A 13,728-nucleotide genomic window follows, 5' to 3' on the forward strand; every position below is an offset into this window, starting at 1 on the left:
TAATAAAGTATTAAATCTCAAAAGCTGTATTTATTGTGTTTTAACATAAAAAATTCTAAATTATTTTTTATGCTAGAATATTGATGAAATATAGCGAATGATGTTAGGATAATGGTGTGAAATGTGTGGAATCTTTCGTATTTTATCCAAGAAAGTGATTTTTTATTTACGCTTTCATAAAAAAATATAATGAGATTCCGTATATCCTATCTTTTCAGAATGAAAATGTTTAGAAAAAGGAAGCAACTTTTATTGATTTGTCAAAGCATAAGGGGGAGAGAGCATGATTACATTACAACGTACACCGTTATTTGATGTATACGCGAAGTATGGTGGGAAAACAATCGACTTCGGTGGTTGGGAATTACCAGTTCAATTTTCAAGCATTAAAGAAGAACACGAAGCTGTACGTACAGCTGCAGGTTTGTTCGACGTGTCTCATATGGGAGAAGTTGAAGTAAAAGGTGTAGATAGTTTAGCATTTTTACAACGTGTTGTTACAAATGACGTATCTACCTTAAAGGTAGGGGGCGCACAATATACAGCTATGTGCTACGAAAATGGTGGTACAGTAGATGATTTATTAATCTACAAACGTGGTGAAGAAGACTATTTATTAGTAATCAATGCATCAAATATAGAGAAAGATTACGAATGGTTAGCAAGTCATGTAATTGGCGATGCGACAGTAGTCAATGTTTCTAGTGAAGTTGCACAGCTTGCAATTCAAGGACCAAAAGCAGAAGGCATTTTACAAAAAGTTGTGTCAGAAGATTTGAAAGAAATTAAGTTCTTTAAATTTAAAAACAATATTCTTGTAGATGGAATTCCAGCACTTGTATCTCGTACAGGTTACACAGGTGAAGATGGATTCGAAATTTACTGTAAGAGTGAAGATGCTGCAAAACTTTGGGAGAAACTTCTTGAAGTTGGAGCAGAAGAGGGCTTAAAAGCATGTGGTTTAGGTGCTCGTGATACACTTCGATTCGAAGCAACATTACCACTTTATGGACAAGAATTATCAAAAGATATTACACCGATTGAGGCTGGAATTGGCTTTGCGGTAAAAACAAATAAAGAAGCAGACTTCTTTGGAAAAGCAACGTTAAAAGAGCAAAAAGAAAACGGTGCGCCTCGTAAATTAGTCGGCATCGAAGTAATCGAACGTGGAATTCCTCGTACGCATTACCCTGTATTTATTGGTGAAGAAAAAATTGGGGAAGTAACGAGTGGTACACAATCTCCAACGTTAAAGAAAAGCATTGGTTTAGCACTAATTGATGTAAAATACGCAGCAGTTGATACAGAAGTAGAAATTGAAATTCGTAATAAACGCGTCAAAGCAGTAGTTGTTCCAACACCATTTTACAAACGTTCAAAGTAACGGGGAGAGGGGTAGATTTCATGTTGCATCGTTATCTTCCAATGACAGAAGAAGACAAAAAAGAAATGTTACAAACGATCGGCGTTCAAACGATCGATGAATTATTCTCTGATATTCCAGAGAGTGTTCGTTTTAAAGGGGATTTAAAAATTAAAGAAGCAAAATCAGAGCCAGAGCTTTTAAAAGAGCTATCTCAAATGGCTAGTAAAAATGCTAACTTAAAAGAATACGCTTCTTTCTTAGGAGCAGGCGTATACGATCATTATGCTCCAGTAATTGTAGATCATGTTATTTCTCGCTCAGAATTTTATACAGCTTACACACCATACCAACCGGAAATTTCACAAGGGGAATTACAAGCAATCTTTGAATTCCAAACAATGATTTGTGAATTAACAGGAATGGATGTAGCAAACTCTTCTATGTATGACGGAGGTACAGCTTTAGCTGAAGCGGCAATGTTAGCAGCTGGCCATACTCGCAAAAAGAAAATTCTTGTATCTAGCGCGGTTCATCCAGAATCAAGAGCAGTACTTGAAACGTATGCAAAAGGTCAAAATCTTGAAGTTGTTGAAATTAATCATAAAGATGGTGTAACAGATTTAGACGTATTACAAAGTGAAGTAGATGATACAGTTGCTTGTGTAATCGTTCAATATCCAAACTTCTTTGGACAAGTTGAAAAATTAGCTGATATTGAAAAAATCGTTCATCAACAAAAATCATTATTTATCGTTTCTTCAAATCCATTATCATTAGGCGCATTAACACCACCAGGGAAATTTGGTGCTGATATTGTAATCGGTGATGCACAACCATTTGGTATCCCAACGCAGTTTGGTGGACCGCATTGTGGTTACTTTGCAACAACGAAAGCATTTATGCGTAAAATTCCAGGACGTCTTGTTGGACAAACTGTAGATTCAGATGGTAAACGTGGATTTGTATTAACGTTACAAGCACGTGAACAGCATATTCGCCGTGATAAAGCGACATCTAACATTTGTTCAAACCAAGCGTTAAATGCATTAGCAGCTTCTGTTGCAATGACGGCACTTGGCAAACAAGGTGTGAAAGAAATGGCACGTCAAAACATTTCTAAAGCACAATATGCAAAACGTCAATTTGAAGCGAAAGGCTTCACAGTAACATTTGCTGGACCACTCTTCAATGAGTTTGTTGTAGATTGCAAACGTCCAGTGAAAGAAGTAAACGATGCATTATTACAAAAGAATATTATCGGCGGTTACGATCTAGGCCGTGATTATAAAGAGCATGAAAACCATATGCTTGTAGCGGTAACTGAGCTTCGTACGAAAGAGGAAATTGACACACTTGTAAACGAAATGGGGGCTATCCAATGAAGAACCAAGACCAAGCACTTATCTTTGAAGTGACTAAAGAAGGACGCGTAGGATATAGCTTACCCAAATTAGATGTAGAAGAAGTGAAACTAGAAGATGTGTTTGAGAGCGATTATATTCGAGTAGAAGATGCAGAGCTACCAGAAGTATCTGAACTTGATATTATGCGCCACTATACAGCACTTTCAAACCGTAACCACGGTGTTGATTCTGGATTCTATCCACTTGGATCTTGTACGATGAAATATAATCCGAAAATTAATGAGAGTGTAGCTCGTTTCGCAGGATTTGCAAATATTCATCCACTGCAAGATGAAAAGACAGTACAAGGTGCAATGGAATTAATGTACGACTTACAAGAGCATTTAATCGAAATTACAGGTATGGATACTGTTACTTTACAACCAGCAGCTGGTGCACACGGAGAATGGACAGGTTTAATGTTAATTCGTGCATACCATGAAGCAAATGGTGACTTTAACCGTACGAAAGTAATTGTGCCTGACTCTGCTCACGGAACGAATCCAGCATCTGCAACTGTAGCTGGTTTTGAAACAATTACAGTAAAATCAAATGAAAATGGCCTTGTTGATTTAGAAGACTTAAAACGTGTTGTCAATGAAGAAACAGCAGCACTTATGTTAACAAATCCTAATACATTAGGTCTATTTGAAGAAAATATTTTAGAAATGGCAGAAATTGTCCATAATGCAGGCGGTAAATTATACTATGATGGTGCAAACTTAAATGCGGTATTAAGCCAAGCGCGCCCAGGAGATATGGGGTTTGACGTTGTGCATTTAAACCTTCATAAAACATTTACAGGTCCTCACGGCGGTGGTGGCCCAGGTTCTGGTCCAGTAGGTGTGAAAGCTGATTTAATTCCGTACTTACCAAAACCGATTTTAGAAAAAACGGAAAATGGTTATCACTTCAACTACGACCGTCCAGAAGCAATTGGTCGTGTGAAGCCATTCTATGGTAACTTCGGAATTAACGTTCGTGCATACACGTATATTCGCTCTATGGGTCCAGATGGCTTGCGTGCAGTAACTGAGTATGCTGTATTAAATGCGAACTATATGATGAGAAGATTAGCGCCATTCTACGATCTTCCATTCAATAGACATTGTAAGCATGAATTTGTATTATCAGGTCGTCGTCAAAAGAAACTTGGCGTACGTACATTAGATATTGCAAAACGTCTGCTTGATTTCGGTTACCATCCACCAACAATTTACTTCCCATTAAATGTGGAAGAATGTATTATGATTGAGCCGACAGAAACAGAATCAAAAGAAACATTAGATGGTTTCATTGATAAGATGATTCAAATCGCTAAAGAAGTAGAAGAAAATCCAGAAGTTGTACAAGAAGCACCGCATACGACAGTCATTAAACGTTTAGACGAAACGATGGCTGCACGTAAACCAGTTTTACGTTATGCAAAGCCAGCTCCTGTACAAGTTTGATTAGAATAACAAAAAAAGAACTCGCTGCGGCGGGTTCTTTTTTTGTATGGAGAATTTGTGCAGAAATAGTGAAGAAAATGTTAAAAAATTATATTTTTTGTTTCCTAATGGTGTAAAGGTGTAGTTTTATAGGTAGTTTTGTTGAAAAAGTCGGTTTGATAAAAGTATTTATTTTTGTTAGAATTTTATTGAAATTAAGAAGATGTGATGAGGCAAAAATTACTCATTTTTATGTATATGTGAAAAAACGAGCAAGACGGGGGTGAAAGTGTGGGATATCGATGTTATAGAATGGTATACCATTTAGAAAATGGAGAAACAATTAAAGATGTAAAAGAATTTTGCTATCGAGACCAAGGGAAAGTGTTAGAAAGAGTAGCAAATCGTGTAATGGATAATAGAGAAGTGACGGCAATTGATAAACAAGGAACAATCATTTCAATAGCATGTGAGGACATTGTAAAGGTGGAACTTGATTACATAACAGAAAGTTAACCTTGAGTCATATCGAATTATTCGATAAAATAAACTGTTGAATGGTGAAGTGAGAAGAGAGGAGTTTATCATGGGTAGTACAAGACACTTTTATATGTTTATCTTAGCGTTTGTTCTTGTTGTGGCATTAACGATTTACTTAATCGTTGACAGCAGCTGGTACAACACAGTTCATCCGGCATTTCTTCTGTTTATGTATATAGGAATTGCAGTAGTAAGTTTCGGAATGAGAGACGAGATGTTAGATCGCTTTGAAAAGTGATACATATACGAAAGACCAACAGGGAAATGTTGGTCTTTTTTTCTTGCCAAAAATAGGATGGTGTGTATATACTGTGTATATAAGATATATACAGTATATACACAAACTGGAGGAAAACATGAATATTATTATTTCGAATTCTTCCCAAGACCCTATTTATGTGCAAATAAGAAAACAATTAAGCCAGCTTATTTTAAATGGTGGTTTAAAGGGTGGAGACCAATTACCGTCTATTCGTAGCTTAGCGAAGGAATTGCAAATTAGTGTAATTACAACGAAGCGTGCGTACGAGGAGCTTGAAAAAGAAGGATATATAGAAACTGTTGCTGGGAAGGGGACTTATGTTTCATGTAAAAATAATGAACTACTAAAAGAACAGCGGCTACGTCTATTGGAAAGTAAGGCTGAAGAAATCGTAAAAGAAAGTAAAGTGTTGCAGCTTTCACTTGAAGAACTGCAGCAGATGATTGCGTGTTTATATAAGGGGGAATAAGAGATGTTAGAGCTAAAAAATGTTTGTAAAAGTTATGAAGATTTCGCAGTGAAAAATATAAGTTTTACATTACCACGAGGATATATTATGGGGTTTGTCGGACCGAATGGTGCTGGGAAAAGTACCACGATCAAAATGATTATGAATTTAATTAGAAAAGATAGCGGCAATATAAAAATTTTTGGCAAAGACAATAAGAAAGCCGAAAAGGACATAAAACAAAATATTGGTTTTGTATATGATGAAAACTATTACTACGAAGATTTAACGTGTGAACAAATGAAACGTATTATTGCACCGTTATATAAAAAGTGGGACGAAAATCAATACCAATCGTATATGCACAGATTGCAAGTTCCAAAGTATAAAAAAATTAAAGAGCTATCTAAAGGGATGAAAATGAAGTTTGCGATTGCAATCGCACTTTCACATCATGCCGAATTCATTATTATGGATGAACCGACAGCAGGATTAGATCCAGTTGTTCGGAGCGAATTACTTGATATGTTGCAAGAAATTGTAATGGAAGATGAAGTATCTGTATTATTCTCAACCCACATTACAACGGATTTAGAACGTATTGCAGATTATATTACGTTTATCAATGACGGAGAAATTATATTTACTGGTGAGAAAGATGAATTGATGGAGAACTACGTAAGCGTAAAGGGAAGTAATGATTTATTGGATCGAGAAGGAAAAGAGCTATTTGTTGGATTACGAAAAAACAAATTTGGTTTTGAAGGTTTAGCGAAGGATAAACAAGCAATTATCGATTGGTTTGGAAATGAGGTTGTAATAGAAAAGCCTACATTAGACGATATCATCGTTTACACTGCGAAAGGGAGAGGTGCTTATGCGTCAGCTCATCTATAAAGATTTGTTCTTTTTTCGGGTTACGTGGTTAGTCTATTTTATTATGCCCCTTGTTTTCTTTGGATTAGAGCCAGATGGTGAATTGTTATTTCCGATGAGTTGCTTACTCATAACGATATCATCTTCTATGATACTAATAGCGATGGATGAAAAAAATAAAAGTGATGTTATTATAAATAGTTTACCTGTTGGACGAAAGGATATCATTATTGCTAGATATATTTCGGGTGTAATATTCATTGTAGGTGGCATGATTTCTACTATGCTAGTTGTTTTTCTTATAAGAGGTATCGCTGTCATTGGTGATATTGGAGCTTATCATCCTAATTTGTATATTGAAATTCCTTGGTATGTAGTAGTCAGAGGTGCTGTATATTCTTTAGTTTATATTACAGCATTATTCCCGAGTTATTATGGAACAAAATCAAAAATAGTACGTGGAATATTTACAGGTGGAGCCGCTGGAATAGGTGTTATTGTTGGAATGTTTATTGGTGACGGAGAAAGCGCTACGGCATCATTCATTGATTGGATTGTGAATCCATTACATCTTGGTGTATTTATAGTTGGATTCATTACATTATTTAGTATTTATATCGCTTCTATGTTTCTTACAATTAAAATTTATGAAACGCGTGATTTATAGAGAGGAGAATTTATATGCAGCAATTGATTTTGAAGGAGTTTTTCTTGCAGAAGAAGATGTTTCCTTTATATTTTTTAATACCTATTTTCTCTGTTTTTAGGAATCTAGTCCAACCAATGGGGATTGCAATAGGGTTATTTATAACATGTAGTACGATTATATCTATTTCTTTTTATTATGAAGAGAAAAGTAAAACAGAAAAAATATTAGTGAGTTTGCCTATAACGAGAACAGAGATAGTTATAGCTAAATATATTGCAAGTTCATTATTTATTATGGCTGGTTTGAGTACAACTTTTATAGTCATAATATTAGGAAATATTCTATTGAACAGAGATATAGTTATGCCTGGATATGCAGTATTTTCAGCAATAGTAGCAACTTTGATTTATTGTGCAGTAACGATACCGACTAATTACATTGGGGGATATAAAGTTATTACTGTCTTGAATTTGATTATGCTTTTTCCTTTAATGGGTATGATTGGTCTTATGTGCAATATTTTTGGTGATAAAACAATTATGTTAAAAGTACTTCACTCTCAAGAGGCTACACAAGCAATGGGTGTTCTTGGTATCGGAGTATTAGTGAGTATATTCGTATCAATGTTCCTCTCAATGAAAATGTTTCAGGAGGCAGAGTTATAGAAGGGACATTTTTATATTAGGAGGTGTAATACATGATCAAGCAACTAATTTTAAAAGATTTCATCATTCAATGGAAATTTTTAATTTGGTACATACTGTATCCTGTTTTCTTTTATATGGCCTTAACAGATACGGAAAATCTGTTCATCATTATGTCAGTAATTATTACAATTGGGGCAACAGTAAAAACATTTGAAGCAGATAGTAAAAATGAGAGTGAAGTTATAGTAAATAGTTTACCAATATTGAGAAAACAAATTGTGTATGCGAAATATATAGTAGCAATTATTATTCTTTTTATAAGTGTAACGGTCGGTTGTTTCACGATGGGAATGAAGAGCGGGGCTAACTTATTTGAATTTATTGAAACGACAATAGTTGCTAGTATTAGCTTTATTTTAGTGTATTTAAGCTTTGTATTACCAATATCCTTTTGGCTAGGGTATAAGAAAACTATTTTTATTACGATAGTAATATTCATGGCACCGATAGTTGTTTTAGAAGTTTTGTTTCAAATCAACTTGGAACAAATTCAATTATATAATACCTTGTTATTCTTTGGTTCAATATGCATGTTCATAGCATCTATCTTCGTTTCAGTAAAAATATATGAAAAAAGAGAATTTTAAAAGGTGCCCTATAAAAGGCACCTTATTCAATAACGACAATATGAAAGTAAAAGTTTATAAACAGAGAGACTATTCGGTACAACATCTTTTGGAGTATGTAATATAAAGCTGAAAATGATAACGAGAATGAGAAAGAAGAAAAATAAAAATAGGATCTGCTTATGTATAGAATTTTGCATATTATTCACTCCTTTTTTAGGTAGTATGTCCAAAAGAAAGGAGTGTATGAAGAATTTTAGGAGGGGAGAATGATGAACAAAAGAAAATGGTTATATAGAATAGGGGTACTTTTCGTTTCAATTGGTCTCATATTAGGGAATGTTTATTCCGATATACCATCACCATTTCCTAATTTGCATAAAGGGATTGGTATAAGTATTGTCATCGTTGGTCTTCTTTGTCTTATCATATCAAACTTCTACAGAAAGTCTGAATGAATATAAAAAAGGACAGTTACTCTTTTTCAGAAGTACTGTCCTTTTTAAATAATGTATTCCACGGTTTGGCGATACCCATATAATGACGATTGCAATGGAGGCGATAATGGACCAAACAATCGATATAATTTCAAGTGTCATGTTAGGAAAGAATGTGAGAATGGATAATACTTTATGAAACAATGATTCTATTATATGAAAACTTATTTGTAATAGAATGACAATCCCGAGTGTAATCCATGCTAACAGTTGATTCCCTTTTTCTTTCCACATGACATTCACCTCACGTTAGCTTAATAGTTTTAAGCCAACAGCGCCGCATAAAATGCAGCTTAAGAAAGCAAGACGACGCCAATCCGCTGATTCTCGGAAAATGAGAATGCCTAGAAGTGCACTTCCAGCAGTTCCGATTCCAGTCCAAATCGCGTAAGCAGTTCCCATCGGTAACGTGTTCATCGCAAGAGATAAGAAGAAGAAGCTTACGCCGAAGTTAGCGATTAAAATAACTTTTGGTGCCCAGCCTTTCTTTTCAGTGGCTACTTTCATAAAGAGTACACCAATAATTTCACAAATACCAGCTAGAATTAAAAATACCCAAGCCATTTTATGCAGCCTCCTTCGTTTCTTTTTCTTCTGTTACTCGTTTTAGACCAATTACTCCGAAGAAGATTAAACCGATTAATAAAACTTTTACAATAGAGAAAGGTTCTCCGAAGATGAAAATCTCTGTAAGAACGATTCCGCCAGCTCCGATTCCTGTGAAGACTGCATATACAGTGCCGACAGGTAAATCTTTATAAGCTCTAAATAATAAGACGAAACTAATTGTAATTAATAGAGCAACACCAGCCCACTCAAGTGGTGCCTCCGCTTTTTTTAGTCCAATCACCCAAAAGATTTCAATAATACCAGCGATGATTACATAAATCCATGCCATATGTCATTTCTCCTTCCTACCAGTCGTTAGGTAAAGTGCTTAAAAACGACGCATTGCAAAGGAGCAATCCGTCAGTTTGAAAGTCCGCGCCAAAATACTTTCCAAGAAGCGTCTAAACGTGTCTCAAAACGATTTAAACCTGCGTATAATAGTTCAACCATAAGACCATCGAGTAAGCATAGAAAAGCCTCTAAGGCGTCTTTTACTTCAATGTTATGCAGCTCATCTTGTTCGCTTGCTCTTTTAAATACAGGGAATAAAAGTTTTCCGACGTTTTCAATGTGTACATTTGCTTTATCAATAATTTGTTCGCGAAATGCATCAGGCGGAAAATAAGAAGTTCGTAACCAAAACATTGATTCTTCACTTTCACCAAATCGTTTTGCATAGCCTTTTAATAATTTTAAAAGCAATTCTTCAGTGGACGAATTGGAAAAGCTTTCGATATCGCCTGTGAAGCTCTGCAAATCTTTTTGAAGAGCAGATTCTAAGCATATGAAATATAGCTCTTCTTTTCCTTTAAAGTGTGCGTAAATCGATGGTTTTTTAATCCCAACTTCTTGAGCAATATTTGCCAATGAAGTTCCTTCATAGCCGTAGCGTGCGAAATGAGAAAGTGCTACAGCTTTAATGCGGTTTGCTGTCATTTTCATCCCCTACCTACCGTTCGTTAGGTTAATTATATGAGATGAAAAATATAATGTCAATAGGTGAAGAGCTGAAAAAGAGCGTTATAGGTAACGCTCTTTTTAGACAGTCTCTCGCTTAATTAAATGGAATGAAAGCTCTTTTGGACTGCCGACAATTTGCTCGCTTTGAATCTGCTTATGGAATAAAGAAAAAGCATGTGAGCCCATTGCGAGACCGGGATGTTCAATTGTGGAAATTTCTAATGCCTTTGAAATTTCATGATTATCAAATCCAAGGATAGCAAGGTCTTCAGGTACTCGGATGCCATGTTTTCGAGCCTCTGTTAATAAACCAGCTGCAACTTGATCGTTCGCTGTGAAAATAGCAGTTGGACGATTTTTCATATTTAAAATACGATGGAGTATTTGTGCTCCGTCCTGCATTGTATAGCATTGGTGGAAAATCCATTCAGGATGCAACGTCTTCCCTTCATTACAAAGTGTATCGGCGAACGCCTTTTCACGCTCCATGGAATTTACACTTGTTTTTCTCGCTAAACAAATTCCGATCTTTTCATGGCCTTTACTTAGTAAATAGGTAGTACCGAGACGAAAGCCTTCATAATGATCTACGTAGATGGATGAAATGAGGGGATGGTTCATTTTTTCACATGAAATAATAGGGGCAAATTTTGCGAAAGGTTCAATTTGTTCCCAAGAGCTCGTCCGGGAGCAAATAATCATCCCATCAAATTGTTTCATTTTCATCATTTCAAGAACACGAATTTCTTCAAGGCTATCGTAATTTGTTTGGCATAAATTAATGTGATACCCAGCTAATAATGCTTCGTTACCAATTCCTTCAATAATGGTACTGAAGTAGGGGAGGTTAATGAAAGGGAGCATAACGCCAATTGTATATGTTTTCCCTCTTATTAAATGGACAGCATTTATATTTTTTGCGTAGTTTAATTCTTCAACAGCATCTAGAACACGCTTACGCTTTTCTTCTTTTACGTAAGGGTGATTATTCAGGACACGAGAAACAGTTGATATCGATACACCAGCAGTTTTAGCAATTTGTTTTATATTGGCCATATGTATCACCTCTTTCTCTTATTATAAAGGGAAAATAATAAGAAAGAAAAAATCTTGACCTGAAAAGCTTTTCACAAACTATGGTATTAATAAGACTTCTTTTTATTCGCGTAACCTTTTCACTTGGGCGTAAGAATGATAGGGGTCTTTTTTGTTTGCAAAAAGTGTTGTCAAAATGTGTGAGAATAACGTGGAAAGTTTTCAAAGGTGTAGTTTGGTGACAAAGCGAATATGAAGAGCATATAAAGTGAAACTTTAATCAGTGGGCGCCATCCCCCACTGATTATTAGCCGGCACTAATCGGGCCGTTAGTGCGGGATCAACGCTTCGTTCGTTAAGAGAGCGGTATGAAAGGGCGGAAACAAATTGAAAAAAAGAATCATTTGTTTCGTGTTTTCTAGTTTTGTACTTAGTTCGTGTTCGTTTCAGCAAACGATGCAAGAAGAAAAACACTTTGTGGGAACAACAGGAGGAGCTATGGATCGTGTTACGGATCCTATTCCGCTAAAGGAAATTCCAAAATATTTTCCGGTGAAGTTTAAAGTTCCAACGTTTTTACCGTACGACATTATAAGTGATGTAAAGGGTGAAGTAAGAACGCTTGGGAAAAAGAAGGCTGTCTTAACGATTAAATATAAACAGCAGGAGCAAGGTAGAAATGAGTATATTGAGTTAAATGTCGCGAACTTTCCTTATAGTTTTCCGGATTTCGTGGCAGAGAAGCGATTTCAAGAACAAATGAAACTAAATAATGGAACGTCTGCTTATTTTAAAAATAAAGATGATTATGAACGTGGTGACGAATTTGCTACGCTTCTATGGAAAGAGAAAGGAATTGAATATCAGCTATTGTATCGGAATGTAGAAGAGAGCGATAAAGACACGATTAAGCAAAATTTATTATACATTGCGAATAAGATGAAATGAAAAAACTAGCTGATTTATTCAGCTAGTTTTTTGTATGTTATTATTTCTTTTTAATTTTGCCTGTCCAAGATTTAAATCCACCTTGTAATTGGTAGAAATCTTTGTAGCCTTGTTTTTTTAAGTATTGCGCTGCACGACCTGTACGGAATCCGCTTTGGCAATATAAGTAAACAGGTTGATCTTGACGAAGTTCTTTATGGCGAAGGCGAATTTGTGATAACGGAATGTTACGTGCACCTAAAATGTGCCCTGCGTTATATTCATCTGTTTCACGAATATCGATAAGCTGTGCTTTACGGTAGCCAGCGCGAAATTCTTCTTCTGTAAGAGTTTTAATTAATTTTTTCTGATAGAAGTACATCCATACAGTGTAGCCGATGAATGCTACGATTACGGCTAATAAAATAATCCAAGTTGTTGACACGATTCTATCGCTCCCTTTTTTCTTATCCTACTTTCAATATTATAATGCCCATATGTATTTATGCAACAGATTCATTTGCATATAAGAAGAAATTTCGTATTCTTTCACAAATTTTGTCGAATTTGGTAGACTAGAGAATGTGAAAAATACTTGGTTATATGAGGTGCAGGATGGGAAAAGAAAAATGGTGTTATATTAACTCTGGTCAATGTTCACCGGCATTTAATATGGCGTTAGATGAATGTTTATTAAATTGGCAAAGTGAAAAGAAAATGCCACCAACAATTCGTTTTTATGAATGGGAAGTACCAACATTAACAGTTGGATATTTTCAACGTGTTGAAAAAGATATTAATATGGATGTAGTTAACGAAAAGAAATATGGATTCGTTCGTCGTCAAACAGGCGGCAGGGGTGTACTACATGACAAAGAGTTAACGTATAGTGTTATTGTGTCTGAAGATCATCCGAATATGCCGAAAACAGTTACAGAAGCGTATCGTGTTATTTCGCAAGGCTTATTAGATGGTTTTAAGGCATTAGGGCTAGAAGCATATTATGCAGTTCCAAAAACAGAAGCAGATCGTGAAAATTTAAAAAATCCACGTTCAGGCGTATGTTTTGATGCACCATCTTGGTATGAAATTGTAGTGGAAGGAAGAAAAATTGCTGGTAGTGCTCAAACACGTCAAAAAGGTGTTATTTTACAGCATGGATCGATTCCATTAGAAATTGATTTAGATGAACTATATGATCTATTTTTATTCCCAAATGAACGTGTGAAGGAACGTATGAAAAGTATGTTTTCTTCTAAAGCGGTAGCAATTAATGAATTAACAGACCGTACATTTACGATAGAACAGTTAATTAAAGCGTTTGAAATTGGGTTTGAAAAAGGATTGGATGCAGAACTTGTTCCATATGAATTAACAGAAGAACAGTTACATGAAGTTCAAACGTTAGCGAAAGAGAAGTATGAAAGTAATGAGTGGAATTATAAAAAATAAG

General features: G+C 35.4%; 18 protein-coding genes and 1 pseudogene. 13 read left to right on the forward strand and 6 right to left on the reverse strand.

All coding sequences use genetic code 11. The annotated features are described in order from the left end of the window. The first annotated feature begins 283 nt into the window (after window positions 1-283). The 11 genes from gcvT (at window position 284) to MR160_RS05935 (ending at window position 8,705) form a co-directional block, all read left to right on the forward strand. On the forward strand, window positions 284-1,384 hold the full coding sequence (gene gcvT / locus MR160_RS05885; RefSeq protein ID WP_000631776.1) for a glycine cleavage system aminomethyltransferase GcvT: 1,101 nt from the start codon (window positions 284-286) through the stop codon (window positions 1,382-1,384). Window positions 1,385-1,404: 20 nt separating this feature from the next. After that, a complete protein-coding gene (gene gcvPA, locus MR160_RS05890) occupies window positions 1,405-2,748 on the forward strand; it encodes an aminomethyl-transferring glycine dehydrogenase subunit 1 (RefSeq protein WP_242297102.1) in 1,344 nt (447 codons plus the stop codon). Continuing rightward, window positions 2,745-4,220, forward strand: coding sequence for an aminomethyl-transferring glycine dehydrogenase subunit 2 (gene gcvPB, locus MR160_RS05895; RefSeq protein WP_000795713.1), 1,476 nt, complete (start codon window positions 2,745-2,747; stop codon window positions 4,218-4,220). The genes gcvPA and gcvPB overlap by 4 nt, the downstream gene beginning before the upstream one ends. Before the next feature lie 291 nt (window positions 4,221-4,511). Continuing rightward, the gene (locus MR160_RS05900) at window positions 4,512-4,715 is read left to right on the forward strand and encodes a DUF3929 family protein (RefSeq protein WP_000262496.1); all 204 of its coding nucleotides are present in this window, start codon (window positions 4,512-4,514) and stop codon (window positions 4,713-4,715) included. Between the two features lie 70 nt (window positions 4,716-4,785). Next, window positions 4,786-4,977 carry a hypothetical protein gene (locus MR160_RS05905; protein WP_000535933.1) on the forward strand — a complete coding sequence of 64 codons (192 nt, stop codon included), beginning with the start codon at window positions 4,786-4,788 and terminating at the stop codon, window positions 4,975-4,977. Window positions 4,978-5,095: 118 nt separating this feature from the next. Next, window positions 5,096-5,470 carry a GntR family transcriptional regulator gene (locus tag MR160_RS05910; RefSeq protein WP_001021345.1) on the forward strand — a complete coding sequence of 125 codons (375 nt, stop codon included), beginning with the start codon at window positions 5,096-5,098 and terminating at the stop codon, window positions 5,468-5,470. Window positions 5,471-5,473: 3 nt separating this feature from the next. After that, the gene (locus MR160_RS05915) at window positions 5,474-6,346 is read left to right on the forward strand and encodes an ABC transporter ATP-binding protein (protein ID WP_000891299.1); all 873 of its coding nucleotides are present in this window, start codon (window positions 5,474-5,476) and stop codon (window positions 6,344-6,346) included. Further along, window positions 6,327-6,992 (forward strand): ABC-2 transporter permease, encoded by a 666-nt coding sequence (locus MR160_RS05920; RefSeq protein ID WP_001249441.1) that lies wholly within the window; start codon window positions 6,327-6,329, stop codon window positions 6,990-6,992. The genes MR160_RS05915 and MR160_RS05920 overlap by 20 nt, the downstream gene beginning before the upstream one ends. A 14-nt stretch (window positions 6,993-7,006) precedes the next feature. Further along, on the forward strand, window positions 7,007-7,639 hold the full coding sequence (locus MR160_RS05925) for an ABC-2 transporter permease (RefSeq protein WP_001186571.1): 633 nt from the start codon (window positions 7,007-7,009) through the stop codon (window positions 7,637-7,639). Window positions 7,640-7,671: 32 nt separating this feature from the next. Then, a complete protein-coding gene (locus tag MR160_RS05930) occupies window positions 7,672-8,268 on the forward strand; it encodes an ABC-2 transporter permease (RefSeq protein ID WP_242297103.1) in 597 nt (198 codons plus the stop codon). 248 nt (window positions 8,269-8,516) lie between these two features. After that, the gene (locus MR160_RS05935) at window positions 8,517-8,705 is read left to right on the forward strand and encodes a hypothetical protein (RefSeq protein ID WP_002162502.1); all 189 of its coding nucleotides are present in this window, start codon (window positions 8,517-8,519) and stop codon (window positions 8,703-8,705) included. A gap of 16 nt (window positions 8,706-8,721) precedes the next feature. On the opposite strand, the pseudogene MR160_RS05940 reads toward MR160_RS05935, so the two are convergent. From MR160_RS05940 to MR160_RS05960, 5 genes and pseudogenes are all read right to left on the reverse strand, one after another. Further along, a pseudogene (locus MR160_RS05940) lies at window positions 8,722-8,978 on the reverse strand (DUF3975 family protein). Between the two features lie 15 nt (window positions 8,979-8,993). Then, on the reverse strand, window positions 8,994-9,308 hold the full coding sequence (locus MR160_RS05945) for a DMT family transporter (protein WP_000312623.1): 315 nt from the start codon (window positions 9,306-9,308) through the stop codon (window positions 8,994-8,996). A gap of 1 nt (window position 9,309) precedes the next feature. Next, a complete protein-coding gene (locus tag MR160_RS05950) occupies window positions 9,310-9,642 on the reverse strand; it encodes a DMT family transporter (protein ID WP_000312340.1) in 333 nt (110 codons plus the stop codon). A 71-nt stretch (window positions 9,643-9,713) separates the two neighbouring features. Further along, a complete protein-coding gene (locus MR160_RS05955; RefSeq protein WP_002082177.1) occupies window positions 9,714-10,295 on the reverse strand; it encodes a TetR/AcrR family transcriptional regulator in 582 nt (193 codons plus the stop codon). A gap of 96 nt (window positions 10,296-10,391) precedes the next feature. After that, on the reverse strand, window positions 10,392-11,369 hold the full coding sequence (locus MR160_RS05960) for a LacI family DNA-binding transcriptional regulator (RefSeq protein WP_001273991.1): 978 nt from the start codon (window positions 11,367-11,369) through the stop codon (window positions 10,392-10,394). A 390-nt stretch (window positions 11,370-11,759) separates the two neighbouring features. Between MR160_RS05960 and MR160_RS05965 the strand changes: the two genes are divergently transcribed. Then, window positions 11,760-12,296, forward strand: a complete 537-nt coding sequence (locus tag MR160_RS05965; RefSeq protein ID WP_043311738.1) for a hypothetical protein — start codon at window positions 11,760-11,762, stop codon at window positions 12,294-12,296. 40 nt (window positions 12,297-12,336) lie between these two features. On the opposite strand, the gene MR160_RS05970 is transcribed toward MR160_RS05965, so the two are convergent. Beyond that, window positions 12,337-12,720, reverse strand: a complete 384-nt coding sequence (locus tag MR160_RS05970) for a rhodanese-like domain-containing protein (protein WP_000108654.1) — start codon at window positions 12,718-12,720, stop codon at window positions 12,337-12,339. Window positions 12,721-12,890: 170 nt separating this feature from the next. On the opposite strand from MR160_RS05970, the gene MR160_RS05975 reads away from it, so the two are divergent. Beyond that, a complete protein-coding gene (locus MR160_RS05975) occupies window positions 12,891-13,727 on the forward strand; it encodes a lipoate--protein ligase family protein (RefSeq protein WP_000514075.1) in 837 nt (278 codons plus the stop codon). Window position 13,728: the final 1 nt, after the last annotated feature.

It is taken from the genome of Bacillus cereus group sp. BfR-BA-01382 (genome assembly GCF_022663475.1).
Lineage (GTDB): Bacteria > Bacillota > Bacilli > Bacillales > Bacillaceae_G > Bacillus_A > Bacillus_A thuringiensis_S.

Bases quoted from the DNA above. Each gene is read 5' to 3' on its own strand.
- gcvT (WP_000631776.1), top strand. From the start codon at position 284: ATGATTACATTACAACGTACACCGTTATTTGATGTATACGCGAAGTAT.
- gcvPA (WP_242297102.1), top strand. From the start codon at position 1,405: ATGTTGCATCGTTATCTTCCAATGACAGAAGAAGACAAAAAAGAAATG.
- gcvPB (WP_000795713.1), top strand. From the start codon at position 2,745: ATGAAGAACCAAGACCAAGCACTTATCTTTGAAGTGACTAAAGAAGGA.
- MR160_RS05900 (WP_000262496.1), top strand. From the start codon at position 4,512: ATGGTATACCATTTAGAAAATGGAGAAACAATTAAAGATGTAAAAGAA.
- MR160_RS05905 (WP_000535933.1), top strand. From the start codon at position 4,786: ATGGGTAGTACAAGACACTTTTATATGTTTATCTTAGCGTTTGTTCTT.
- MR160_RS05910 (WP_001021345.1), top strand. From the start codon at position 5,096: ATGAATATTATTATTTCGAATTCTTCCCAAGACCCTATTTATGTGCAA.
- MR160_RS05915 (WP_000891299.1), top strand. From the start codon at position 5,474: ATGTTAGAGCTAAAAAATGTTTGTAAAAGTTATGAAGATTTCGCAGTG.
- MR160_RS05920 (WP_001249441.1), top strand. From the start codon at position 6,327: ATGCGTCAGCTCATCTATAAAGATTTGTTCTTTTTTCGGGTTACGTGG.
- MR160_RS05925 (WP_001186571.1), top strand. From the start codon at position 7,007: ATGCAGCAATTGATTTTGAAGGAGTTTTTCTTGCAGAAGAAGATGTTT.
- MR160_RS05930 (WP_242297103.1), top strand. From the start codon at position 7,672: ATGATCAAGCAACTAATTTTAAAAGATTTCATCATTCAATGGAAATTT.
- MR160_RS05935 (WP_002162502.1), top strand. From the start codon at position 8,517: ATGATGAACAAAAGAAAATGGTTATATAGAATAGGGGTACTTTTCGTT.
- MR160_RS05945 (WP_000312623.1), bottom strand. From the start codon at position 9,308: ATGGCTTGGGTATTTTTAATTCTAGCTGGTATTTGTGAAATTATTGGT.
- MR160_RS05950 (WP_000312340.1), bottom strand. From the start codon at position 9,642: ATGGCATGGATTTATGTAATCATCGCTGGTATTATTGAAATCTTTTGG.
- MR160_RS05955 (WP_002082177.1), bottom strand. From the start codon at position 10,295: ATGAAAATGACAGCAAACCGCATTAAAGCTGTAGCACTTTCTCATTTC.
- MR160_RS05960 (WP_001273991.1), bottom strand. From the start codon at position 11,369: ATGGCCAATATAAAACAAATTGCTAAAACTGCTGGTGTATCGATATCA.
- MR160_RS05975 (WP_000514075.1), top strand. From the start codon at position 12,891: ATGGGAAAAGAAAAATGGTGTTATATTAACTCTGGTCAATGTTCACCG.